Raw genomic sequence first — 24,490 nt, forward strand, 5'->3', positions numbered from 1 at the left:
GGGAAGCATGGTCACCGTGCCCTCGGGTCGAAGGCGACCTTGACGGTGCCGAGACGACCGGCCGAGTGGGCATGGTCGATGGCCTCGCGCCAGCGGTGCAGCGGGTAGCGCGCGACCGCCGCGGCCATGGCGGCCACCGTCTCGTCGCGCGCCAGGTCGAGGGCGACGTCGAAGGAGCCGCGCTCCTCGCCGTCCTCGCCGGTCAGGGAGGCCTCGGTGCGCGCCGAGGCGTAGGTGCCGACGAGCTCGAGCTCGCGGAACCACAGCGCCGAGAGGTCGGCCGGCGCCGGCATCCCGGAGACGACGACGCGGCCGCCGGCGCGCGTCGCGCCCAGCGCGGTCTCCAGGCTGGCCGCCGAGCCCACGGCGTCCACCGCCACGTCCACGCCGCCCAGCAGGTAGGGGCGGGACATCTCGGGGCGGAGCTGGAACGCGCCGGTGGAGCGGCGGACGCGGCGCAGCACCTCGGACGGGGCGACGACGTCGGTGGCGCCGGCCAGCCGCGCCAGCTCCTTCTGGAGCGGGTGCTTGGCCACCACGAGGATCTCCGCGGCGGGCGTGAGGCGCCGCAGCGCGAGCGTCGCCAGCAGGCCGACCGCGCCGGCACCGGAGACCAGGACGCGGTCGCCGGGGCGGACGCCGGCGCGCAGCGCCGTGTGGACCGCGCACGCCACCGGCTCGACCAGCACCGCCTGCTCGTCGGTGAGGTCGTCGGGGACGACGTGCAGCTGGCTGCGGTGGGCCGCCAGCTGCTGGCCCCAGCCACCGCCGGTGTCGCCGCAGAACCCGGTCTGGAGCCCGGGCGAGAGGTGGCCGACGGTGATCCGCGAGCAGCGGTTGGTGGCACCCACGGCGCAGGCGTCGCAGGCCTCGACGCCCCGCGCCGCGCAGGTCAGCACCGGGTCGATCACCACGCGGGTGCCGGCGAGCAGGTCCTCGCAGTCCTCGACGAGGTCGGCAACCACCTCGTGCCCCGGCGTGAACGGCAGGGAGACGACGGCGGAGAAGTAGAGCGAGGTCCGACCCGAGAGCATGCCGAGGTCGGAGCCGCAGATGCCGCCCAGCCGGGTGCGCAGGCGCGCCCAGCCGGGCTTGTCCGCCGCGCGCGGAGCCTCCGGAGAGGCGACCCGCAGCGGCGCGGCGAAGCCCGAGAGCAACCCGGGCATGCGGCTGCCCATGGCCTTGCCGGCCAGCGTCCGGGGGACGGAGCGGAACATCTCCAGCGCGACGGTCATCGCAGGCTCCCGGCGGGGTCGAGGGTGCGACGACCGGTCTCGGGGCTCGCCCAGTCCACGATCGTCCAGTGGTGGCGGCGGGCGTGACGCATGAGCGCCACGTCGGGGCTCACGGCCACGGGATGGCCGACGGCCGCCAGGAGCGGCAGGTCGGAGTGGGAGTCGGCGTAGGCGTAGGACTGCGACAGGTCGAGTCCGTGCTCGGACGCGTACCCCTGGAGGAACGCGGCCCGCGACTCCCCCACGAGCGGTGAGGACACCAGGTGCCCGGTGGCGCGGCCCCGCTCGTCGGCGACGAGGTCGACCGCCTCCACATGGTCGAAGAGCGGCGCGAGCGGGCGGGTCAGCGGACGCACCGCCCCGGTGACCAGCACCGTGCGGTGCCCGGCCCGGCGGTGCTCGCGGATGCGTCGGACCGCCTCCGGTGCCAGGCGCGACAGCACGTGGCTGGTCAGCAGCTCGTCGGCGACCGCGTCGAGCTCCGCCAGGTCCGCCCCGGCGTACTCGCGGTAGACGGCGCGCAGCAGGGCGCCCCGGTCGCGACGCTCGGCGCGCACCAGCCCGGGGACCCGGGCGGCCGTCCGGGCGAGCTCGGCGAGCCGTCCCGCACCCTCGAGCTCGGCCAGCCGCATCCAGAGGTAGGTCTCGACCACGTTGGAGGACAGCAGCGTGCCGTCCATGTCGAAGACCGCCACCACGTCGGAGCCGGACCGCTCGGGCGTCGGGCCGGCCGCGGGACCGTCGACGACGCGGCGCAGCTCGCTGCCGCCGGCGGTCCGCCCCTTCTCCCGGCGCAGCCGCAGCTCGTCGAGCCGGCGCACCGGCTTCGTGACGGACGGGAAGTGGATGTCGCCCAGGTACACCGGCCAGTCCACGACGGCGGTGTCGAAGCGGAAGACCTGCTGGTCCTCCACCGACAGCGACCGCTGGAGCGCCAGCGTGCGGCGGTCGGAGTAGCGCAGGTCGGCCTTCGCGTACTCCTGGTAGAGCGTGAGGTAGCGGCGCAGGAACTCCACCCGCGCGTTCTGCTTGTCGATCCCGGTCGCGATCGACCGGGATCGTGCGGAGCGGGGAGCCCGGTCCACGAGCCGGTCGGCCACCTTCAGCGCCCGCTCGCTGGTGGCGAGCAGTCGCTCGACGCTCGCGGCGCCCGGGAACTTCCAGGTCGGCAGGGCCACGGTGCCGCGGGGTCCGCCGGCGAAGGGGTGGGCGAGGAAGTAGTCCCGGACCTGCTCGTAGAGCACCCGGAACGTCAGCGGGTTGCGGTCGCCCGAGGACACGTGGAAGTAGCCGACCTCGGCGGGGGCCGGCGGGTGGGCCAGGACCGCGACGATCGCGGAGACCACGTGGTCGACCGGCACGATGTCGATGGTGGTGTCGGAGGCCGCCGGGAACTCGGGCAGCTCCCCGCGCCCGTAGGCCAGGATCAGGGGCTCGGCCATCTTGAAGCCCTCGATCCAGCCCGGGTAGGGCCGTTCGAGCGCCGACTCGATGATGCTCGGGCGGACGATGGACACGACCCGCCCGGCGGCGGCGTGCTCCTCCACGACCCGCTCGCCCAGCGCCTTGGTGAACGTGTAGCAGTCGGTCCAGCCCAGGCTGCGGGCCCGCTCGGTGCCGACCCGGACCAGCTCGTCCTTGACCCACTGCCGCCGGGCCTCCTCGGCCGCGCGGGAGGCCGTCAGCAGGCCCGCCCGGCCGTGGGTGCGCTCGGCGGCCTCGCGCAGCTCGGTCAGCTTCTCCGAGGTGCGCGAGCGGTGCTCCACCTCGTCCTTCTGCGCCAGGCCCCAGGCGAGCTCGGCGGCGACGTCGACGTCGTGCTCGACGCTCGCCTCGGGCACGTGACCACGGCGGCGGCCGGCCACGTACGCGGTCGACACGTGGACGTAGTGCACCGGGCTGCCCTGCGCCGTCTCGACCTCCGCGACCCGCGCCAGCAGGTCCCGGGTACCGACGACGTTGGTGGTGAAGGCCTCGTGGACCGGCGGGTCGAAGCTGACGTCGCCCGCGCAGTGCACGACCGCGTCGAGGTCCGTGGGCAGCGCCGGGACGTCCGCCAGGTCGCCCTCCAGGACGCCCACGCGGGCGGCCATGAGCGGCTCGACGCCACCGGCGGAGGCGACGACGTCGGAGAAGATCTCCTTGCCGAGGAGCTTGGCGGTGCGCTGCTCCCCGGTGATGGCGCCCTTGGGCCGGACGAGCACGGTCGCGCGGACGCCGGGGACCTCGGTGAGGAGCAGGTGCAGCAGCGCCTCGCCCACGAACCCCGTCACGCCCGTGAGCAGCACGTGCGTCCCGGCCAGCCGTGCGGCCACCCCGTCTGCCTGCGCCATCCGTCCTCCTCGCCCACTCGTCGCGGGCGACCCTCACCGCCCGCGGACGCACCGTATCCCGAGCCCCCGACGGCGCCCGGGCCGCCCACCCGTCAGGTAACGGGTGTCACACCCGGGCCGCCGGGACCCGTCCGTGCACCTCGGCTCAGCCCAGGACGCCGGCGCCCTCGAGGATCAGCAGCACGCCGAAGATCGCGAAGAGCACGGCCGCACCGATCTGGATGGCACGCTCGGGCAGCTTGCGGCCCAGGACGGCACCCACGACGATCGCGAGCGCGTCGGCGGCGACCATGCCGACGGTCGAGCCCACCCAGGTGCCGAACCAGCCCTCCTGGGTGGCGAGGGTGATCGTCGCGAGCATGGTCTTGTCCCCGAGCTCGGCCAGGAAGAACGCGACGCCGACCGCCAGGATCGCGGCGCCCTTGCTGCGGCGGGCCTTCTCGGCCTCCTCGTCGGTGAGCTCGTCGCCCTTGAGCGTCCAGACGGCGAAGGCGAGGAACGCCAGGCCCGCGACGATCGCGATGACGCCCTGGTAGGACTCGAAGGCGGAGCCGATGAAGTAACCGATCGCCACCGAGGCCAGGTGCACGATCGCGGTCGCCGCGGTGATGCCGATCAGGACGTCGCGGGCTCGGTAGCGCGCGGCGAACGTCATCGCCATGAGCTGGGACTTGTCGCCCAGCTCGGCCACGAAGATCACGGCGGTCGAGAGCAGGAATGCTTCCATCAGGGGGTCCTTTCCGGGCCCGACCCGGTTCGCTCTGCGGTTCTCACCACGGACACGCGCCTCGGCCGGGCACGTGTCGTGCCACCCGCGCGGTCGCGCAGGTGCGTGGCAGTGCCGGCCGAAGGTCTCGTCCGCCGCAGGCGGCCCCCCGTACCGGACCCGGTGCTGCTGGGTCAGTGTGTCGACACGAGGCGTTGGGGACTACTCCCCCTCGAACTGGGCCGCACGCTACCAGCCCGGCCGGGGACGACGCACCGGGACGATGCTCACACCCGGCTCACAGACTGCTCGCCCCCCGGGCGGCCGGCCCCTGGACCGCTCACTCCCGGGAGAAGGCGGAGGCCCGCGCGACCTGCTCGTCCGTCGGGGTCACGCCGGTGTACCGGGCGAACTGCCGGGCCGCCTGCAGCGCGATGACCTCGGCCCCGGTCACGACCGGCAGGCCGGCGTCCCGTGCCGCCCGGACGAGCGGCGTCTCGGAGGGGAACGCCACGACGTCCATCACGCCGCTCGCGACGTGGAGGTGCCGGTGGTCGAACGCGAGCTCCTCGGCCTGCGGCCCGTCCATCCCGAGCGGGGTGACGTTCACCAGGAGGGCGCCCTCGACCGGGTTCTCCGGGACGTCGGGCAGCCAGCGGAACCCGTAGCGCTCGGCCAGGGCGGGGCCCGCCTCGCGGTTGCGCGCGACCACCGTGACGTCCTCGTACCCGCTGCCCTGGAGGGCCGCCGCCACGGCCTTCGCCATCCCGCCCGAGCCGCGCAGCAGCACGGGGGCGGAGGTGTCGAGGCCGTGCGAGGCGACGAGGGACTGCACGGCCTCGTAGTCCGTGTTCGACGCGACGAGCCGCCCGCCGGTGTTGACCACGGTGTTGACCGCGTCGATCGCCGCGGCCGACTCCTCCACCTCGTCCACGAAGGCCATGACGTCGGTCTTGAACGGCATCGAGACCGAGACCCCGCCGATCCCGAGCGCCCGCACCCCACGGATGGCGCCCTCGAGGTCGTCGGTGCTGAACGCCTTGTAGACGAACGGCAGGTCGAGCTCGTCGTAGAGGTAGTTGTGGAATCGGGTCCCGATGTTCGAGGGCCGGCCCGAGAGGGAGATGCACAGGGTCATGTCGCGGTGGAGGATCGGCATGCCCCCACTCTGCCCGTCCCCCGGTGCACGCGGGTCAGTGACCTCAGTCGCGCCGGACCTGCCAGGTGGTCCGCACGAGGCCGTCCGCCGTCACGTGGCTGCCGAGGACGCGCAGGGGGACGTCCCGGGCCAGGCCACCGAACAGGCGCCGCCCGGAGCCGAGCAGCACCGGGGCCACGGAGACGGTGATCTCGTCGAGCAGCCCCGCGGCCAGGAAGGACTGCACGGTGCGCCCGCCGTCGACGTAGACCTCGCGGGCGCCGACCTCGTCAAGCAGGTCGCACGCCTGCACCAGTCCCCCGACGACCCGCACCCGTGCGTCCTCGTGCGGCGCCGACGACGACGTGCTGAGCACGAGCACCCGCAGGTCGGCGAACGGCCACTGGGGGAACGCGGCGACGGTCTCGTAGGTCTCGCGGCCCATGAGCAGCGTGTCGACCGACGGCAGGAAGTCGTCCCACTCCCGCGCCGGGTGCTCGCCCCGCGTGGCCGCGTGGCCGACGTCGTCGGCCAGCTCGGTGAGTCAGTCCAGCTCGCCGTCGGTCCGGGCCAGGTAGCCGTCGAGGCTGGCGCCGAGGAAGGCGCGAGCGCGCCAGGCGCGGTGCTGCGTGGTCACCGGGTACTTCTACCAGCCGCGCTGCCGGCAGCCGTGGGCGCAGAGGGGATCGAACCCCCGACCGCCTCGTTGTAAGCGAGGAGCTCTACCGCTGAGCTATACGCCCGTGTCCCGGGGTCGCAGTGCCCCGGACAAGGTCGAACCGCCGGCGTCTCGGGTCACCGGCGGTTCGACGTGGTCAGTGTACCCGCCCGGGGCCCTCGGCGGGGTGAGGACGGGCGGGAGCCCACGGTGCCCGCGATGTCCTACGCGTGTCGAAGAGGCGAGCAGTGATGCCCGCTCAGAGGACGCTCGTCAGCTGACGAAGGTGCTCGTCGAGGTCCCGCCCCTCGGGCATCGCGTTGTGCACAGACCACCTCACCAGGCCCTCCTTGTCGATGACGTAGGAGGAACGGCGGGCACACCCGCGCTCCTCGTCGAAGACGTCGTAGGCACGGGCGACCTCGCCGTGCGGCCAGAAGTCCGAGAGCAGCGGGAAGTTGAGCCCGTCGCCGTCGGCGAAGGCCCGCAGCGAGTAGACCGGGTCGCAACTGATGGCCAGGACCTCGGTGTCGAAGGTGAGGAACTCGTCGAGCCGCCGCTTCACGCCCGTGAGCTCACCGGTGCAGACGCCCGAGAACGCGTAGGGGAAGAACAGCAGCGCCACGGCCTTGCGCCCGCGGAACTCCGAGAGACGGACGTCCTGGCCGAACTGGTCGCGCAGGCAGAAGTCCGGGGCGGCCCCACCGAGGGTCAGCCCTGCGCCTGCGACGGCCGCAACCGTCTCCTCTGCCATCACGTCACTCCTCAACCACGACTACCGAGCGTCGAGCTCCCGCTTGAGCACCTTGCCGGTCGCGTTCCGGGGAAGTGCCTCCAGGAAGACGACCTCCCGGGGAACCTTGTACCTGGCCAGATTGTCCCTGACCCGTTCCTGGACCTCTTCGCCGGTAGGGGTGCCCGACCCCTCCCCCGCCGCGGTGCGGACCACGAACGCCCGCAGCCGCTGGCCGAAGTCCTCGTCCGGCACGCCGATCGCCGCCACCTCGGCCACGCCCGGCATGGTGCCGATGCAGTCCTCGACCTCCTGCGGGAAGACGTTCTCCCCGCCCGAGACGATCATCTCGTCGTCGCGTCCCTCGACGAAGAGCCGGCCCGCGTCGTCCACCCGCCCGACGTCGCCGGTGGCCATCATCGAGCCGACCACCTCCTTCGAGCCGCCGCCGGTGTACCCCTCGAAGAGCAGCCCGTTGCCGACGAAGATCCGCCCCGTGCACCCTCGCGGGACGGGTGCCAGGTCGTCGCCCAGCACCTCCACCCGCGTGTTCCACGGGGGCGTCCCGGCCGTCCCCGGCGCGGCACGCAGCTCCGCCGGCCCGGCCACCGAGGCGTAGGCGACCTCGGTGGAGCCGTACGTGGACCACAGGTGGTCGCCGAAGCGGTCCATCCACCGCACGGCCAGGTCCCCGGGCAGCGCCGACCCCGAGGAGGCCACGACGCGCACCCGGCTGAGGTCCGCGCGGGCCAGCCGCTCCTCCGGCAGGGCGAGGATGCGCTGGAGCATGACGGGGACGACGACGAAGGACTGGCAGCGCTCCCGCTCGAGCAGGGCCAGGCAGTCCTCGGGGTCGAAGCGGCGGGTCAGCACGAGGGTCGACCCGAGCAGCATCGACAGCGCCAGGTGCCCGTAGCCCCAGGTGTGGAACAGCGGCGCCGCCACGTGCGTGCGCCAGCCGGCGCGCAGCGGGAGGGCCGACAGGAGCGAGACCCCGGCGTCGATCCCGGCGGAGGCCCGCGGGGCCCCCTTGGGCGTCCCGGTGGTGCCGGACGTGAGGATGACCGTCCGCCCGTGGCGCGAGGGCGGCCGCACCGGCCCGTGGTCGTGCGCGGCCACGAGGTCGTCCAGGCCCACCGTGCCCGGCTCGTCCGAGTCGCGCCACGCCACGACCCGGCGCGGGCCCTCGGGGAGCACGGGGGTGAACTCCTCGTCGTGGACGACGACGCGCGGGGCGTCCCGCGCCAGGACGTCGCGCACCTGCGGAGCCGCGAAGGCGGTGTTGAGGTAGAGGACGTCCGCGCCCAGCATCGACACGGCGATGGAGGTCTCGACGAAGCCTCGGTGGTTGCGGCACAGGAGGCCGACGCGGTCGCCCTCGACGACGCCGAGCGAGGCCAGGCCCCGGGCGATCGCCCGGGAGCGCCCGAGCAGCTCCCCCCAGGTCAGCTCGCCCAGCTCGTCGACCAACCCGACCGCGTCCGGCGCGCGGGCCTCGAGCGTGGCGAAGCCGCCGGCGGCTCCGGTGCCCCAGTGCGCCAGGGTCGCCCCGAGCCGCGCCAGGACGCGCGGCGAGTAGGGCCGCACCACGCCGGCCCGGGTCAGGACCCGGGCGGAGGCCCCGGCGGTCGAGGCGAGGCGTGCCAGCGTGGACGACGGGGTGCGACCGAGCACGGCGGGCGGGGCGCCCACGAGGTCGGGCGACGAGGACGGGCTGGACGGCACGGACACCTCCGCAGGTCTGCGCCCGCTGCGCTGCGGGCTGAGCCCGACCTTAGGCGTCGAACGCGCTCCCGGACACCCCTCGGACGAGGTTCGGCGCACGCGTGGACACCGAATCAGGCCTCTAGCCGGGCCCGTCGGCCTGATCCGTCAGGCGGGCGTCTTGGGGGCGACCAGGCGGGTGGCCGACCAGTCCTTGGAGACGTTCGCCGTCGTCGTCTGGGCCAGGCCCGCGATGGGGGCGGCCTCCGCGATGTCGGAGGGGTCGACGGCGCCCGGGCGACCCACCTTGGGGGTGAGCAGCCAGATGGAGCCCCCGCCGACCAGGTCGGTCAGCGCGTCCACGAGGCCGTCGACGAGGTCTCCGTCGTCGGCCCGCCACCACAGCAGGACGGCGTCGACCACGTTGCCGTAGTCACCGTCCACCATGTCGGCGTCGATGGTGTCCTCGATGGCGACCCGCAGGGCGTCGTCGGTGTCGTTGTCCCAACCGAGCTCCTGCACGACCATGCCCGCGCCCAAGCCGAGGCGCGCGCCGGCGCCGGACGCGGTGTCTGTCTGGGTGGACCCGCCACCCGCGGTCGAGCTCACGTGGACCTCCGTCTGCGGTGCGTCCGGACCCTCTGTCGCGGACGCTGTGAGGCGTAGTCCATCGGAACCGGCACTCAGGCGCAACCTCTGACACGCAACTCGTGCCCTTCGACCAGCAGTTTTCGCGTTCCCCAGCGCCGGGCGGACGGGCGTGCGGGGAGCCCCGGGACCGCCGCCGAGGACCCCCGACGGCCACCGCGGCACCTCTCCCGCGCTCTCACCTCACGGGACCAGGGCCTCTCCGTCACCTGTGGTCCAGACAGGGGCGGACCTGGGCGCTCACACCCCGCCCTGGGGTTACGCGGAAAATCTCCCCACACTCCGTCCGCTCAGCGGACGCGAGCGTCGTCAGTGCGGGAACGCGGACAGGGGCGTTCCACCCCGTGGGAACCCGTGCGAACATGACGGGGTGACCGAGGCATCTTCGAACTCATCCGGCACCCGCACCGGCGGCATCCCGTCGGTCATCCACGAGGGCCTGCCGACCCAGCTGCCCGACATCGATCCCCAGGAGACCCAGGACTGGATCGACTCGTTCGACGCGATGGTGTCCGAGCGGGGGCGTGACCGCGCCCGCTACGTGATGCTGCGTCTGCTGGAGCGCGCCCGCGAGGAGCAGGTCGGCGTGCCGGCCCTGCGGAGCACGGACTACATCAACACCATCCCGCCGGAGCGCGAGCCCTGGTTCCCCGGCGACGAGGCGATCGAGCGACGCATCCGCGCGTTCATCCGCTGGAACGCCGCCATGATGGTCTCCAGCGCGAACCGCAAGGGCCTGGAGGTCGGCGGCCACATCGCCACCTACCAGTCCTCGGCCTCGCTGTACGAGGTGGGCTTCAACCACTTCTTCCGCGGCAAGGACCACCCGGGCGGTGGCGACCAGGTCTACATCCAGGGCCACGCGTCCCCGGGCATGTACTCCCGCGCCTTCCTCGAGGGCCGGCTCACCGAGGAGCAGCTCTACCGCTTCCGCCAGGAGGTGCAGCACGGCGCGGGCAAGGGCCTGTCGTCCTACCCGCACCCGCGGCTCATGCCGGAGTTCTGGGAGTTCCCCACGGTCTCCATGGGCCTCACCGGCATCAACTCGATCTACCAGGCGCGGTTCAACCGCTACCTGCACAACCGCGGCATCAAGGACACCTCCGAGCAGCGCGTGTACGCGTTCCTCGGTGACGGCGAGATGGCCGAGCCCGAGAGCCTGGGCGCGATCCGCGTCGCGGCCCGCGAGGAGCTCGACAACCTCACCTGGGTCATCAACTGCAACCTCCAGCAGCTCGACGGCCCGGTCACCGGCAACGGCAAGATCATCCAGGAGCTGGAGTCGAACTTCCGCGGCGCCGGCTGGAACGTCATCAAGGTCGTCTGGGGCCGCGAGTGGGACGACCTGCTCGCCCGCGACGTCGACGGCGCCCTCGTCAACAAGATGAACTCGACCCCCGACGGTGCGTTCCAGACGTACTCGGTGGAGTCCGGCGGCTACGTCCGCGACCACTTCTTCGGTGACGACCCGCGCCTGCGCAAGATGGTCGAGCACATGAACGACGACCAGATCCGCAAGCTCCCGCGCGGCGGCCACGACTACCGCAAGGTGTTCGCGGCGTTCGACGCGGCGGCCAAGCACTCCGGTCAGCCGACCGTCATCCTGGCGAAGACCATCAAGGGCTGGACGATCGACGCCCTCGAGGGCAAGAACGCCACGCACCAGATGAAGAAGCTGACCAAGGACGACGTCAAGAAGTTCCGTGACCGGCTCTACCTGCCGATCTCGGACGCGGAGCTCGAGCGCTCCTACGACGAGACCGGTGCCGCCCCGTTCTTCCACCCCGGCGCGAACAGCCCCGAGGTCGAGTACATGATGGAGCGCCGCCGCGCCCTGGGCGGCTCGCTGCCCAAGCGTCAGGTGAAGGCCAAGCCGCTGACCCTGCCGGGCGACAAGATCTACTCCGAGCTCAAGCAGGGCTCCGGCAAGAACAAGATCGCCACCACCATGGCCGCCGTCCGCCTGCTCAAGGACTGGATGCGCGACAAGGAGATCGGCAAGCGGATCGTCCCGATCGCGCCGGACGAGTACCGGACCTTCGGCATGGACGCCATGTTCCCGAGCGCCAAGGTCTACAGCCCGCACGGCCAGCAGTACGAGTCCGTCGACCGCAAGCTGCTGCTGAAGTACACCGAGTCCACCTCGGGCCAGCTGCTGCACGAGGGCATCTCCGAGGCCGGCGCCATGGCCTCCGCCACCGCTGCGGGCACCGCCTACGCCACCCACGGCGAGCCGATGATCCCGTTCTACATCTTCTACTCGATGTTCGGCTTCCAGCGGACCGGTGACTCGATCTGGGCGATGACCGACCAGATGGGCCGCGGCTTCCTCATCGGCGCCACCGCCGGTCGCACCACGCTGACCGGTGAGGGCCTCCAGCACGCGGACGGTCACTCCCCGCTCCTCGCCACGACCAACCCGGCCGTCGTGCACTACGACCCGGCGTTCGCCTACGAGGTCGCGCACGTGATGCAGAACGGCCTCGAGCGGATGTACGGCTCGACGCCGGAACACCCGAACGGCGAGGACGTCGTGTACTACATGACCGTCTACAACGAGCCGGTCAGCCAGCCCAAGGAGCCCGAGGACGTCGACCTCGAGGGCATCCTCAAGGGCGTCCACAAGGTCGGCTCGATGGAGGGCGACGGCCCCCGCGTCCAGCTCATGGCCTCGGGCGTCGCGTTCCCGTGGATCAAGCAGGCCGCCGAGATGCTCGCCGCGGACTGGGGCGTCTACGCCGACCTGTGGTCGGTGACCTCGTGGAACGAGCTGGCCCGCGAGGCGGTCGCCACCGAGGACCACAACCTCATGAACCCGGGTCAGCCCTCGCGCACCCCCTGGGTCACCACCCAGCTCGGCGGTGGCCTCGGCCCGTACGTGGCGGTCTCGGACTACATGACGGCGGTGCCGATGCAGATCGCCCGCTGGGTCCCCGGCGACTACTGCGTGCTCGGCGCGGACGGCTTCGGCTTCGCCGACACCCGCCCCGCCGCCCGCCGGTTCTTCAACATCGACGCCGAGTCGGTCGTCGTCCGTGCCCTCCAGGGCCTCGCGGACGCCGGCGACATCGACCCGAGCCTGGTGGAGAAGGCCTTCGCGCAGTACAAGATCGACGACGCCACCGCGACGCGCGGCGTCATGCAGGAGGGCGGTGACGCCTGATCCTCCGCCAGGAGGACGGGCGGCACCACCGCACCTGTGACGGCACCGCCGTCGGCCCCGGGAGACCGGGTGCCGGCGGCGGTGTCGTCGTCCGTGGGCCCGACTCGCGCCGCCGCGCGGCTCAGGCGCCGGTCGCCCCCGCGTCGTCGGGGACGCTCGCGATGGCCGAGCCGCGGCCCGTGCGCAGCAGGGCGCGCCAGCGGGCACGGGAGTAGACCGCCGGTGTCGTCGACGCGCAGAAGTCCAGCACCAGGTCGGCGAACCGCCCCGGCTCGTCCTTGTGCGGGAAGTGGCCGCTGCCGTCGAGGATCTCGATCCGCGCCTTCGGCGCCAGCACGGCCGCGTTCGCCGCGTGGCTCACCGGGATGACGTGGTCGTCCGTCCCCCACAGCACGCACATGGGCATGGCCTCGGTGAGGTAGGCGCGGTCGGCCATCGTGACGATCTGGCCGCGCCAGTCGACCACGGCGCGCACGACGTGGGCGATGGCGGCGCGTGCGGCCGGGTCCTTGAAGGAGTCGTAGATGGAGGCGACCTCGTCGAGGTCGCGGGTGGCCGGCAGCGGGAGCGTCGAGAGCGCCGTCATCGCGGTGGTCCCCACGTGGCGGACGCCGGGCAGGGTCAGCGCGCCCATCACGCGGTGGAACCCCGGCGTGGTCACGGCGCGGATCACGGGGGTGACCTCGGGGCCCAGGCCGCCGGAGGCGACCAGGACGAGGCGCTCGGTGCGCTCGGGGAACTGGTAGGCGAACTGCATCGCCACCCCGCCGCCGAAGCTGTGGCCCACGACGGTCGCCTTGTCGACGCCGAGCACGGTCAGCAGGTCGCGCATCCCGTTCGCGTACCCGCCGACGCTGTAGTCCGCGCGCGGCTTGTCGGAGGCACCGTGGCCCAGGAGGTCGGGGGCGATGACGGTGAAGTGCTCGGCGAACCGGTCGATGACGCCGGACCAGGTCGTGTGGTCGCAGCCGAGGCCGTGCAGCAGCAGGAGGGTCGGGCCCTTGCCGGCCTTCACGTACGCGCGGCGGTGCCCGTGGATGGTGACGAACCGGACCTCGTGCGCACCCCGCGACGGCGCCGCGTCGCGGCGGGCGAGCAAGGGGCGTCGCGGTGGCGTCAGGGTCGGCACGGCTCCTCCTTGCTCCACCCGGGCGCCGCGCGCCCGGGGCAGGTACTCCACGGTAACCCGGGACAGGGCCCCCGACGCGAGTTCGTGAGAAGTGCATCACACGCGCGTTGCGGTGACGTTGCAGCGCCTCGCGCCCGGCCCGTGCCGCCCACGCCGCCCGCGCCCGGGGCGGCGTGTCCCTGCACTACCCTGCGGGCATGGCGAGCGGCACGGCTGGAGGAAGGACGGGTCGCTCGGCCGAGGGGCAGGAGCAGACCTCGGCACCGGCGATCCCGCCGCCCTCCTCCGACACCCTCCTCCGCGCGACCGGCACCCTGAGCACGGCGGCGACCGCCCGGATGGACTCGGCCCTCCCCTGGTTCCGCGAGATGCGGGCCGAGGATCGCGCCTGGGTCGGCCAGATCGTCCAGAACGGCGTCCGCAGCTTCGTCGAGTGGTACGCGCAGGACGGCGCGGACGACCCCGCCCGCTCCGGCACGGCCCTCGCCGCGTCCGTGTTCGGCAACGCGCCCCGCGCGCTCGCCGGAGCCATCAGCCTCCAGCAGACCGTCGACCTGGTCCGCCTGTCCATCGACGCCATCGAGGCCGACATCGACTCGCTGCTGCCGCCCGACGAGGCGCAGGTCGTGCACGGCGCCGTGCTCCGCTACGCCCGCGAGGTCGCGTTCGCCGCCGCGGAGGTCTACGCCCGGGCCGCGGAGGCGCGCGGCGCCTGGGACGCCCGGCTCGAGGCCCTCGTGGTGGACGCCGTCCTGCGTTCCGAGACCGACGAGGCGATCCTCTCGCGGGCCAGCGCGCTGGGGTGGACGGCGCACGACGGCGTGGTCGTGGTGCTGGGCCAGGTCCCGGAGCGACGCACCGAGACGGACCTGTTCGCCGAGGTGCGTCGCCGCGCCCGCAGCGCCGGGATGGACGCCATGTGCGCCGTCCAGGGCGAGCGGCTCGTCGTGGTGCTCGGCGGGGCGGAGGAGCCGGGCAAGGCGGCCGCGTGCCTCGTCCCCGCGTTCGGGCCCGGGCCCGTGGTGGTGGGGCCGGTGGCGGACGGGCTGGCGGAGGCGCACCTCTCCGCCCGCTCGGCCATGTCCGGGCTGCGCGCCGCCGCGGGCTGGCCGGGCGCCCCGCGGCCGGTCCCGGCCGAGGACCTCATGCCGGAGCGGGCCCTGGCCGGCGACGGCCACGCGCGCCGCCACCTCGTCGAGGACGTCTACCTTCCGCTCGTGGAGTCCCGCGGCGCGCTCACGACGACGCTGTCGGCCTACCTGGCCGCGGGCGGGTCCGTCGAGGCGACGGCGCGGGCCCTCTTCGTGCACGCCAACACGGTCCGCTACCGGCTCCGTTCCGTGGCCGACGTCACCGGCCTGTCGCCCACCCAGCCCCGTGACGCGCTGACGCTGAGCATGGCGCTGGTGCTGGGTCGCCAGTCCGGCCGGGCGACCGAGACCCCCGACAGCTGACGCGCATCGGCGCAACGTCGGTGCAACCAGCGCCTGTTTTGTCGGGTTCCCACAAAGAGACCCCCCAGAAAATCGTGCGCGCCGGGGATGAGTCGTGGGGTCCGACAACGGCAGAGTGGTCCCGTGCTCGTCATCGTCGCTCCCGGTCAGGGAGCCCAGACCCCCGGTTTCCTCACGCCCTGGCTCGAGGACCCCGCCTTCGCGGCGCGGTTCCACTGGCTCTCGACCGTGGCGGGGCTCGACCTCGCGCACTACGGGACGGAGGCCGACGCAGAGACGATCCGCGACACCCAGATCGCGCAGCCGCTCCTCGTCGCCACGGCCCTCGTGTCGGCGCTGCACCTCTTCCCGCACCCGGGTGACGCCTTCGAGCGCATCGGCGCCGTGGCCGGCCACAGCGTCGGCGAGATCGCAGCCGCGGCCGGCGCCCGCGCCATCACCGCGGAGCAGGCCATGGTCCTCGTCCGCGAGCGGGGCAAGGCCATGGCCCAGGCGGCCGCGGTCACGCCGACCGGCATGACCGCCGTCCTCGGTGGCGACCGCGACGAGGTGCTCGCCTCGATCGCCGCCGCCGGGCTCACCCCGGCCAACGACAACGGCCCCGGCCAGGTCGTGGCGGCCGGCACCATGGAGCAGCTCGCGGCCTTCGCCGAGAACCCGCCCGCCAAGGCCCGTCTGCGTCCGCTCTCGGTCGCCGGCGCGTTCCACACCGTGCACATGGCCCCGGCCGTGAGCCACCTGGAGCATCTGGCCGCCGCCGTCACCACGCACGACGCCCGCACCCGGGTCATCTCCAACCGCGACGGCCGCGTCGTCCACGAGGGCCGCGAGGTCCTGCGCCGGATCGTCGGCCAGATCTCCTCCCCGGTCCGCTGGGACCTGTGCATGGAGACCATGTCGGACCTCGGCGTCACCGGCATCCTCGAGATGCCGCCGGCCGGCACGCTCACGGGCATCGCCAAGCGCGCGCTCAAGGGCGTCGAGACCTTCTCGTTCAACGGCCCCGACCAGATCGACGAGGCCCGCGCCTTCATCGACAAGCACGGCGAGCCCGCCGGGCTCGACCTCACGCCGACCTGGCGCGTCGTGGTCTCGCCGGCCAAGGGCACCTTCCACGTGGGCGAGGAGATCGGCGACACCGACCTCGTCGCCCCGGGCGCGAGCATCGGTCGCGTGGCCTCCAGCCGCGACGAGGTGAGCGTCAAGGCCCTGCACGGCGGCCAGGTCGTCGAGTGGCTCGTCGAGGACGGCGACCTCGTCTCGCCCGGCCAGCCCCTGCTCCGTCTCCACCCGGAGGGTTCCCTCTGATGGCGCTCCTCTCCCCCACCGGCGCGGCCTACTCCCGGATCATGGGCGTGGGTGCCTACCGCCCCTCGCGCGTGGTGCCCAACAGCGAGATCGTCGAGCGGCTCAACTCCTCCGACGAGTGGATCCAGACGCGCTCGGGCATCAAGCAGCGCCGCTGGGCGACCCCGGAGGAGACCGTCCAGCTGATGGCGGTCAGCGCGGCCCGGGAGGCCCTCGAGGCCTCCGGCGTGGACGCCCGGCAGATCGACGCCGTCGTCGTCGCGACGGTCACGCACTTCCTCCAGACCCCGAGCCTGGCCACCCTCGTCGCCCACGAGCTCGGCACGGACCAGGCCGCGGCGTTCGACATCTCGGCGGCCTGCGCCGGCTTCTGCCACGGCGTCGCCCTGGCCAACGACATGGTCCGCGGCGGGTCCGCCGGCCACGTCCTCGTCATCGGCGTCGAGCGGCTCTCCGACATCACCGACCCCGACGACCGCTCCTCCGCCTTCATCTTCGCGGACGGTGCCGGCGCGGCCGTGGTCGGCCCGAGCGACGTGCCCGGCATCGGCCCCGTGGTCTGGGGCTCGGACGGCGAGCAGTTCGAGCTCATCCGGAACCGTCAGACCTGGCTGGAGGTCCTCGAGTCCGAGGAGCGCACCGTCCCGCACCTGGTGATGCAGGGCAACCCGGTGTTCCGGTGGGCCTCGTTCACGATGGCGAAGGTCGGTCTCCAGGCCCTCGAGCGCGCCGGCATCACCGCCGACCAGCTCGACGTGTTCGTCCCGCACCAGGCGAACAACCGCATCACGGACGCCATGGCCCGGGCCATGAAGCTGCCCGAGCACGTGCAGATCGCCCGCGACATCGCCGAGCAGGGCAACACCTCGGCCGCGTCGATCCCGCTGGCGATGCACCGGATGCTCGAGGAGGGCACGGCCAAGTCCGGCGACGTCGCCCTCATCATCGCGTTCGGCGCGGGCCTGGCCTACGCGGCCCAGGTCGTCGTCGTCCCCTGACCTCCTCCGAGGTCCACGTTCCCCGGGCCCGCGCCCGGCACCAGCAGCACCCCAGCAGCACCCCAGCACCACCCGGCCGCCCGCAACGAGCGGGCAGCACCCGCACCACCACGATTCAGGTCGTGCCGACCGGCACGCCACCCGAGGAGAAAAGGAAGCCCATGGCCACCACCGAAGAGATCCGCGCCGACCTCGCCGAGATCGTCAACGAGGTCGCCGGTGTCGACGTCGACGACGTCCAGCTGGACAAGTCCTTCGTGGACGACCTCGAGGTCGACTCCCTGTCCATGGTCGAGGTCGTCGTGGCCTGCGAGGAGAAGTTCAGCGTCTCCATCCCCGACGACGAGGTGAAGAACCTCAAGACCGTGGGCGACGCCGTCGCCTACATCGAGCGCGCCCAGGCCTGAGCCTGACGCGGACGCCCGGGTGCCCACCGGCACCCGGGCGTCCGCACCGCGACGCCCGGCACCTCGCTCCGCAGGAGGCGCCGCGGCCGCTCCACCCGTCCGACCTACCCCAAGGACCTGTGCACATGTCGAAGCGAGTCGTCGTCACCGGACTCGGCACCACCAACCCCCTCGGCGGGGACGTCGCCTCCACCTGGGAGGCCATGCTGGCCGGCCGGTCCGGCATCGCCCCGCTGACCGAGGACTGGGCCGCCGACCTGCCCGTCAGGATCGCGGGTCGCGCCGCGGTCGACCCCAGCGAGGTCCTCGACCGGGTCAAGGCCCGTCGTCTCGACCGGACGTCGCAGTTCGCCCTGATCTCCGCCACCGAGGCCTGGGCGGACGCCGGCCTCGACGGCGTCGAGGTCGACCCCGAGCGTCTGGGCGTCGCCTTCGCCTCCGGCATCGGCGGCGTGACCACCCTGCTCGGCAACTACGACCAGCTGCTCGAGAAGGGCCCGCGCCGCGTCTCGCCGCTGGCCGTCCCGATGCTCATGCCGAACGCCCCGGCCGCGACCGTCTCGCTCCACCTCGGCGCCCGCGCCTTCGCGAGCACCCCGGTGTCGGCGTGCGCCTCCGGCAACGAGGCCATCGCCCTCGGCCTGGACCAGATCCGCCTCGGCCGCGCCGACGTCGTGGTCTGCGGCGGCACCGAGGCCGCGATCCACCCGCTGAACATCTCGGCCTTCGCGAACATGATGGCGCTGTCGAAGTCGGGCACGGCGAACGACACCGACCCGACCGCGGTCTCCCGCCCCTGGGACACCGGCCGCGACGGCTTCGTCCTCGGCGAGGGCGCCGGCTGCATCGTCATCGAGAGCGAGGAGCACGCCAAGGCGCGTGGGGCCCGCATCTACGCGACGGTGCTCGGCGCGGCGATCACCTCCGACGCCCACGACATCGCGCAGCCCGACCCCGAGGGTCGCGGTGGCACCCGCGCGATCCGCCGGGCACTGGCCGAGGGCGACGTCGACCCCTCGTCGGTCGTGCACGTCAACGCGCACGCGACCTCGACCCCGCAGGGCGACATCGCCGAGGGCCTCATGCTGCACGCCGTCCTGGGCTCCGAGCGGGCCCGCCAGGTCGTCGTCACCTCCACCAAGTCGATGACCGGCCACCTGCTCGGTGGCGCCGGGGCGCTCGAGGCCGTGGCGACGATCAAGGCCGTCGTCGAGCGGGTCAGCCCGCCGACGATCAACCTCGACGACCAGGACCCGGCCGTCGACCTCGACATCGCCACCAAGCCGCGCGACCTGCCGGTCGGCGACATCGTGGCCCTGAACAACTCCTTCGGCTTCGGCGGCGCCAACGTGGCTGTCGTCTTCGGGAGCAACTGATGACCACCACCGCTGAGACCACCCCCGCCCCGGCCGCGCCGGCGAAGAAGGTCAAGATCCCCCGCGACCAGGACCCGCGCAACCCGGTCAAGCGCCTCACCGCGCTGCTCGACGAGGGCAGCCTCGAGCTGATCTCCCCCGACGACGACTCGGGCATGCTCGCCGCCGTCGGCACCGTCAAGGGCGCCCCCGTGGTCGCCTTCTGCTCCGACGCCACCGTCATGGGCGGCGCCATGGGTGACGACGGCTGCAAGGTCGTCGTGGACGCCTACCACCGGGCGCTCACGGACCGCATCCCGATCATCGGGCTCTGGCACTCGGGCGGCGCCCGCCTCGCCGAGGGCGTGTTGAGCCTGCACGCCGTGGGCCGCATCTTCCAGATCATGACCCAGGCCTCCGGCGTCGTGCCGCAGATCTCGGTCGTGCTCGGCCCCGCCGCCGGTGGCGCCGCCTACGGGCCGGCGCTCACCGACATCGTCATCCTCGGCCCCGAGGGCCGCATCTTCGTCACCGGCCCGGACGTGGTGCGTTCCGTGACCGGCGAGGACGTCGACATGCTCCGCCTGGGCGGTCCCGAGCCCCACGGTCGCCGCTCCGGCGTCGTGCACCAGGTCGCCGACTCCGAGGAGGACGCGCTGGAGCGGGCCCGCACCACGGCGCACCTGCTCGGCGCCCAGGGCAGCCTCCGGGTCTCCGACGTCGAGGACGTCGACCTGGCGGGTTTCCTTCCCGAGTCCAAGAAGCGCGCCTACGACGTGCACCCGCTCGTCGAGGGCGTCCTGGACGAGGGCACGATGCTCGAGCAGCACGCCCGCTGGGCCCCGAACATCGTCACCGCGCTCGGCCGCTTCGGCGGTCGCACCGTCGGCGTCGTGGCGAACAACCCGCTGCGCCTCGGTGGCTGCCTGGACTCCCTGAGCGCCGAGAAGGCCAGCCGGTTCGTCCGGATGTGCGACGCGTTCGGCGTCCCGCTCATCGTGCTCGTGGACGTCCCGGGCTACCTCCCCGGTGTCGGCCAGGAGTGGGACGGCGTGGTGCGCCGCGGCGCCAAGCTGCTGCACGCCTTCGGCGAGTGCGTGGTCCCGCGCGTCACCCTGGTGACCCGGAAGACCTACGGCGGTGCCTACATCGCCATGAACGCCCGCTCGCTCGGCGCGACCAAGGTGTTCGCCTGGCCGGGCGCGGAGGTCGCCGTCATGGGCGCCGTGGCCGCCGTCCGCATCCTCCACCGGCGCAAGCTGGCGGAGGTCGCCCCGGAGATCCGTCCCCAGGTCGAGGCCGAGCTGGCCGCCGAGCACGAGCGGATCGCCGGTGGCGTGGACAAGGCCATCGAGATCGGCGTCGTCGACGAGGTCGTCGAGCCGACCGCCACGCGCTCCACGCTGGCCCAGGCGATCGAGGACGCCATCCAGACGCACGGCGTCCACCGCGGGGCCCACGGCAACATCCCGCTGTGACCGGCCGGTCCCGCCCTCGGGCGGGGCCGCCCCCTGCGTCGAGAGGCCGCGCTCCCCTGGGAGCGCGGCCTCTTCGCGTGCCCGGCGGGAGCACGAGTGTTGCCATGTGGCCGGGTTCGTGGCACCGTCGCATGACGCACGTCACACAGCGGACACTCGGGTCCGCCTGGAGGTACCCATGCCGACGCTCCCCCCGGCCTCGTCCGGTCGACGCGCGCGCCCACGGGCGGCCGGGTTCGCCGCCGCCGTCCTCGCCGTGACACTCCCCGTCGGCACCCTGCTCTGCGGCACGGTCGGTGCTGCAGGTGCCGCCGGCGCCCACCGGATGGCCGCCTACGGCGCGACCAGCGCGCAGGACGGGCGCCTGCACCGCGGCTGCCACGACTACACCTACGGGTACCGGGTCTCGCCTCCCGACGCGGACTCGTGGGGCCTGGAGACGTTCCTGGTCGACCCCGACGGCGACACGATCGCCTCCGGCGGGTTCCTCTCCGGCGGGGACCGCAAGAAGGGCACGGGGACGTTCCGCTTCTGCCGCGGCACCACGAGCCCGGGCCGCTTCACCATCCGCGCGAAGCTCACCTATTACACCGGGTGGGAGAAGCACGCCGGCTGGGTGGACCCGACCCACTTCCGCCTGCGGCGGCCGAAGGCCTGAGACCGCGGGTCACACGGCACCTGCAGGCGCGACGAGGCCCGCCTCCCGCGCCCCGTGGCAGTGCCACGGGAGCTCGGCGCGAGGGCGGGCCGGATCGTGCGTGCGGACGCTGCGGGCCTGCTCGGACGAGCCCGCTGCGACGGAGCGCTCAGACGGAGCGCTCAGACGACCTGGTGGAGCCAGCGAACAGGCGCGCCCTCACCCGCGTGCCGGAAGGTCTCGAGCTCGTCGTCCCAGGGCTTGCCAAGGAGCTTGTCCACCTCGAGCTCGACCGTGGTCTCCCCCATGGCCGCCTTCACGACGGCGGCACGCAGCCGGTCCTCGGGGATGAGGATGTCGCCGTGGAGGCCGGTCACGGCGTGGAAGACGCCGAGCTCGGGCGTGTAGGAGTACCGAGCACCCTCCGAGGACGGCGTGGGCTCCTCCGTGATCTCGAAGCGGAGCTTGTCCCAGCCCTTGAGGCCGGAGACGACCGCGGCCGCCGTACCGAGGTGCCCGGTCCAGGACAGCTCGGCCCGGAAAGTCCCCTGCTGCGCCGGCTGGGGCGTCCAGTCCAGGCTCACGGGCGCGCCGAGGACACCGCCCACAGCCCACTCGAGGTGGGGGCAGAGCGCCGACGGCGCGGAGTGCACGAAAAGCACACCCCTCGTGACGGCACGGGTGGCAGCAGAGTGGTTCACCGGATTCTCCTTCGTTCAGCGCGAGCTACGCCTTCCCCAGCGGTCTCGTGCCCTCGTCGCAGGATCGTCCGAATGACAGGTATGTGGTTGTGCCGCCCATTGTGACTCATGAGTCGCTCACGCACCAGTGGAAACACCGCAACGGCCCGGGCCGTGGACGCCGTGCGCTCCCGGTGCCGGCCCGTGCACGGGAACGTCAGGCGACCGCGTACCCCTGCGCGGGGTCCACGACGTGGGCCGGGTCCCGCAGCGCGCCCAGCACCAGCCCGTCCCCCACCACCGGCGGGTCGTCCAGCACCTCCACCAGGAGTGCGGTGACGTTGTCCCGCGACCCGGCACGGAGGGCCATCTCCACGATCCGGTCCGCGCCCTCGGCGCCCCCGGCCACGGCGGCCGCCAGGGCACCCTCCCCGAGCACGTCGTGCACCCCGTCGGTGGTGAGCAACAGCCTGTCCCCAGGCTCGACGTCGATCGCGAGCACGTCGGGCTCGCCGCTGTCGGCCTGCGCGGCCAGGGACCGCACGACCACGTGGCGGTACGGGTGCGTGACCGCCTGGTCGGCGCGGAGCACGCCCCGGGACAGCATGTGCTCGACCCACGTGTGATCGGTGGTCAAGCGCGAGAGGCAACCGTCGCGCCAGAGGTGCACCCGGGTGTCCCCCACGTGGCAGACCAGGACCCGCCGCTCGTCCGGCACCACGGCGGACATCGTCGTCGCCATCCCGGCCCGCGCCGGCACGTCCACCTCCCCGCGCGCCAGGAGGGCCCGCGCGTCCGCGTAGGCCCTCTCGAGGCGCGACGCACCGGTTCCGGGCCGCGGCGGCAGGAAGAAGCTCGAGGCGAAGACATACGCGGTGGACGCTGAGGCCACCTCCCCGGCCGGGGAACCGCCCACCCCGTCAGCGACGACGGCGACGTGCGGGCCCACGAACGCGGCGTCCTCGTTCTCCGGGCGGACGCATCCGGCCACGCTCGACGCACTGAGACGCTGCAAGCGGTACATGCGACCTCCCGGACCCGTCACGGGCGACCCTCACGGGTCTCGGACGTGTCCAGGATAGCCAGCAGGTCTGGGCCCGAACTGGGCATCCGCTGTGACCGGGAGCCCGCCGACGGCTTCCGCCGCCGGCCGCCAGGCCCGGCCCAGCGGAGATCAGCCCTGGCTGTCGCTCGCGCCGTTCTTCTCCAGCTCTGCCGCACGCTCGGCTGCGTCCGTGAGCTGGTCCGCGTCGATGGCGTAGGTCCGGTGGAACCAGGCCAGGGCGTCAGCGGGGCGGCCGGCCTCGACCAGCGCGTCGGCGTAGGCGTAGCGCAGCCGCACCACCCAGGCCTCCCGGCTCTTGCTCTGCAGCGGCGCGAGCTCCAGCGTCCGCAGGGCGGCGTCGATCTGTCCGAGGTCCCGGCGCGCACCGGCCTCGACGATGGTCATCTCCGCCTTGGCCGGCGCCGCGAAGTTCGCGACGGAGGGGCTCTTGGCGAGCTTCAGCGCCTGGTCGGCCTGCCCGAGAGCGCGGTGGCAGTCAGCCATGATCGGCAGGTAGTCCGTCGCACCGTTCATCCGCTTGGCGGCCCGCAGGTCCGCAAGGGCCTCGGCGTAGTGGCCGGCCGCGTAGGCAGCCTCGCCGGCGGCCTCCCGCACGACCGCGAGCCGGGGGGCCCGGAGCTTCGCGGCCACCGCGTGCCCGTAGGCCGTCTCAGGATCGGACTCGATGAGGGCCCCGGCCGCAGCCAGGTGACGGGCCACGCGGGCCGACACCTTCTCCGGAAGGCCCTTCAGCTGCGCTGCGACCGAACGGTCGAGCTCGCGGCCCGTGATCCCCTCCGGGAACTCAGGGCCGTCGTACCGCGCCTGCTCCTCGGGGGTCCGCTTCGGACGGTCCTCGTCGCCCGCACGCTCCTCCCGGAACGGGCGCCCGCCACCACGCTTGCCCCGGTCGTCGAACGACCCGGACGAGCGGCCCCCCGGCTTACCGCCACGCGAGTCGGGCTTGCCGCCACGCGAGTCGGGCTTGCCGCCACGGTAGTCCGAGGACGCCCCTCGACCACCGCCGGAGGAACGGCCCTCCGAGGAGGAACCGCGGGAGTCCCGCGACGGCCGGCCGCTCCCGCCGGAACGACCCGACGACGAGCCGTAGCCCCGTCCGCTCGGCTTGCGGTCCCCGTTGCTGGGTCGACGGTTCTCGGCCATGGTGCGACTCCTCCTCCGGTGCTACCCGGTGACGTGCGGGCAGAGCCCGCTGGTGCTGGTGCAGGTGTTCATGGTGGTGCAAAAAGCAGTAGGGGCCGCCCCATCCCGGGCGGCCCCTACTCAAAAGAATGTCCGGCGGCGTCCTACTCTCCCACAGCCTCGCGGTTGCAGTACCATCGGCGCTGAGAGGCTTAACTTCCGGGTTCGGGATGGGACCGGGTGTTTCCCTCTCGCTATGGCCGCCGTAACTCTTGCGGCTCACGCTGCCGGCCTCGACCGGAGCAGGCTCCGGGAGTTCGACCTGCGTGGCCAAGCCACTATTCATATCTCGACCGAGATCATAGCCCGGTCGGTCGTACGAAGACGAATCCTCGCACCAACCGCCGGCGACCTCGTGGTCGTCTGGTTGTTCAATCAGTGGACGCGAACACGCTCAACCACAAACCATCTCGTGTGTTTGTTTGTGTGTGCAGTGTAGGAGTGTGGTGACAAGCCCTCGGCCTATTAGTACCGGTCG

Annotated in this window: 20 protein-coding genes, 1 tRNA gene and 1 rRNA gene; 8 read left to right on the forward strand and 14 right to left on the reverse strand. The window is 73.1% G+C overall.

Features of this window, described 5'->3' with window-relative positions:
* Nucleotides 1-11: 11 nt before the first annotated feature.
* The 9 genes from E8D37_RS03635 to E8D37_RS03675 form a co-directional block, all read right to left on the reverse strand.
* A complete protein-coding gene (locus E8D37_RS03635) occupies nt 12-1,235 on the reverse strand; it encodes an alcohol dehydrogenase catalytic domain-containing protein (protein ID WP_136568383.1) in 1,224 nt (407 codons plus the stop codon).
* A complete protein-coding gene (locus tag E8D37_RS03640; protein WP_136568384.1) occupies nt 1,232-3,568 on the reverse strand; it encodes an HAD-IB family hydrolase in 2,337 nt (778 codons plus the stop codon). Before E8D37_RS03640 ends, E8D37_RS03635 begins: the two co-directional genes overlap by 4 nt.
* Before the next feature lie 145 nt (nt 3,569-3,713).
* Nucleotides 3,714-4,295, reverse strand: a complete 582-nt coding sequence (locus E8D37_RS03645; RefSeq protein ID WP_136568385.1) for a TMEM165/GDT1 family protein — start codon at nt 4,293-4,295, stop codon at nt 3,714-3,716.
* 319 nt (nt 4,296-4,614) lie between these two features.
* Nucleotides 4,615-5,433 (reverse strand): shikimate 5-dehydrogenase, encoded by an 819-nt coding sequence (locus E8D37_RS03650; RefSeq protein ID WP_136568386.1) that lies wholly within the window; start codon nt 5,431-5,433, stop codon nt 4,615-4,617.
* 43 nt (nt 5,434-5,476) lie between these two features.
* On the reverse strand, nt 5,477-5,857 hold the full coding sequence (locus E8D37_RS03655; RefSeq protein ID WP_206055545.1) for a dihydrofolate reductase family protein: 381 nt from the start codon (nt 5,855-5,857) through the stop codon (nt 5,477-5,479).
* Between the two features lie 226 nt (nt 5,858-6,083).
* Nucleotides 6,084-6,155: transfer RNA gene (locus tag E8D37_RS03660), tRNA-Val, on the reverse strand.
* A gap of 174 nt (nt 6,156-6,329) precedes the next feature.
* The gene (locus E8D37_RS03665) at nt 6,330-6,824 is read right to left on the reverse strand and encodes a peroxiredoxin (protein ID WP_136568387.1); all 495 of its coding nucleotides are present in this window, start codon (nt 6,822-6,824) and stop codon (nt 6,330-6,332) included.
* 21 nt (nt 6,825-6,845) lie between these two features.
* Nucleotides 6,846-8,528: an AMP-binding protein gene (locus tag E8D37_RS03670; RefSeq protein WP_240770159.1), complete on the reverse strand. Its 1,683-nt coding sequence runs from the start codon at nt 8,526-8,528 to the stop codon at nt 6,846-6,848.
* A gap of 147 nt (nt 8,529-8,675) precedes the next feature.
* Nucleotides 8,676-9,116, reverse strand: a complete 441-nt coding sequence (locus E8D37_RS03675; protein ID WP_136568388.1) for a DUF3052 domain-containing protein — start codon at nt 9,114-9,116, stop codon at nt 8,676-8,678.
* A gap of 409 nt (nt 9,117-9,525) precedes the next feature.
* On the opposite strand from E8D37_RS03675, the gene aceE reads away from it, so the two are divergent.
* Entirely contained in the window at nt 9,526-12,318 is a 2,793-nt protein-coding gene (gene aceE, locus E8D37_RS03680) for a pyruvate dehydrogenase (acetyl-transferring), homodimeric type (protein WP_168929601.1), read from the forward strand.
* 121 nt (nt 12,319-12,439) lie between these two features.
* On the opposite strand, the gene E8D37_RS03685 is transcribed toward aceE, so the two are convergent.
* On the reverse strand, nt 12,440-13,447 hold the full coding sequence (locus E8D37_RS03685; RefSeq protein WP_240770160.1) for an alpha/beta fold hydrolase: 1,008 nt from the start codon (nt 13,445-13,447) through the stop codon (nt 12,440-12,442).
* Between the two features lie 197 nt (nt 13,448-13,644).
* On the opposite strand from E8D37_RS03685, the gene E8D37_RS03690 reads away from it, so the two are divergent.
* The 7 genes from E8D37_RS03690 to E8D37_RS03720 all read left to right on the forward strand — a co-directional run bounded on the left by E8D37_RS03690 (nt 13,645) and on the right by E8D37_RS03720 (nt 21,105).
* Nucleotides 13,645-14,901 (forward strand): helix-turn-helix domain-containing protein, encoded by a 1,257-nt coding sequence (locus tag E8D37_RS03690; protein ID WP_136568389.1) that lies wholly within the window; start codon nt 13,645-13,647, stop codon nt 14,899-14,901.
* Nucleotides 14,902-15,024: 123 nt separating this feature from the next.
* Nucleotides 15,025-16,209 (forward strand): acyltransferase domain-containing protein, encoded by a 1,185-nt coding sequence (locus tag E8D37_RS03695; RefSeq protein ID WP_136568390.1) that lies wholly within the window; start codon nt 15,025-15,027, stop codon nt 16,207-16,209.
* On the forward strand, nt 16,209-17,207 hold the full coding sequence (locus E8D37_RS03700) for a beta-ketoacyl-ACP synthase III (RefSeq protein ID WP_136568391.1): 999 nt from the start codon (nt 16,209-16,211) through the stop codon (nt 17,205-17,207). The genes E8D37_RS03695 and E8D37_RS03700 overlap by 1 nt, the downstream gene beginning before the upstream one ends.
* Before the next feature lie 161 nt (nt 17,208-17,368).
* Entirely contained in the window at nt 17,369-17,614 is a 246-nt protein-coding gene (locus E8D37_RS03705) for an acyl carrier protein (protein ID WP_136568392.1), read from the forward strand.
* 125 nt (nt 17,615-17,739) lie between these two features.
* Nucleotides 17,740-18,990 (forward strand): beta-ketoacyl-[acyl-carrier-protein] synthase II, encoded by a 1,251-nt coding sequence (locus tag E8D37_RS03710; protein ID WP_136568393.1) that lies wholly within the window; start codon nt 17,740-17,742, stop codon nt 18,988-18,990.
* Nucleotides 18,990-20,447 carry a carboxyl transferase domain-containing protein gene (locus E8D37_RS03715; protein WP_136568394.1) on the forward strand — a complete coding sequence of 486 codons (1,458 nt, stop codon included), beginning with the start codon at nt 18,990-18,992 and terminating at the stop codon, nt 20,445-20,447. Before E8D37_RS03710 ends, E8D37_RS03715 begins: the two co-directional genes overlap by 1 nt.
* A gap of 178 nt (nt 20,448-20,625) precedes the next feature.
* Nucleotides 20,626-21,105 (forward strand): hypothetical protein, encoded by a 480-nt coding sequence (locus E8D37_RS03720; RefSeq protein ID WP_136568395.1) that lies wholly within the window; start codon nt 20,626-20,628, stop codon nt 21,103-21,105.
* Nucleotides 21,106-21,266: 161 nt separating this feature from the next.
* On the opposite strand, the gene E8D37_RS03725 is transcribed toward E8D37_RS03720, so the two are convergent.
* The 4 genes from E8D37_RS03725 to rrf all read right to left on the reverse strand — a co-directional run bounded on the left by E8D37_RS03725 (nt 21,267) and on the right by rrf (nt 24,220).
* Nucleotides 21,267-21,785 (reverse strand): DUF3145 domain-containing protein, encoded by a 519-nt coding sequence (locus E8D37_RS03725; protein WP_136568396.1) that lies wholly within the window; start codon nt 21,783-21,785, stop codon nt 21,267-21,269.
* A gap of 196 nt (nt 21,786-21,981) precedes the next feature.
* A complete protein-coding gene (locus tag E8D37_RS03730; protein WP_168929602.1) occupies nt 21,982-22,779 on the reverse strand; it encodes a protein phosphatase 2C domain-containing protein in 798 nt (265 codons plus the stop codon).
* A 159-nt stretch (nt 22,780-22,938) separates the two neighbouring features.
* A complete protein-coding gene (locus E8D37_RS03735) occupies nt 22,939-23,973 on the reverse strand; it encodes a tetratricopeptide repeat protein (RefSeq protein WP_136568398.1) in 1,035 nt (344 codons plus the stop codon).
* Nucleotides 23,974-24,103: 130 nt separating this feature from the next.
* Nucleotides 24,104-24,220 (reverse strand): 5S ribosomal RNA (gene rrf, locus E8D37_RS03740).
* Between the last annotated feature and the right edge of the window lie 270 nt (nt 24,221-24,490).

The sequence above is a fragment of the Nocardioides sp. GY 10127 genome, assembly GCF_004919085.1.
GTDB lineage: Bacteria > Actinomycetota > Actinomycetes > Propionibacteriales > Nocardioidaceae > Nocardioides.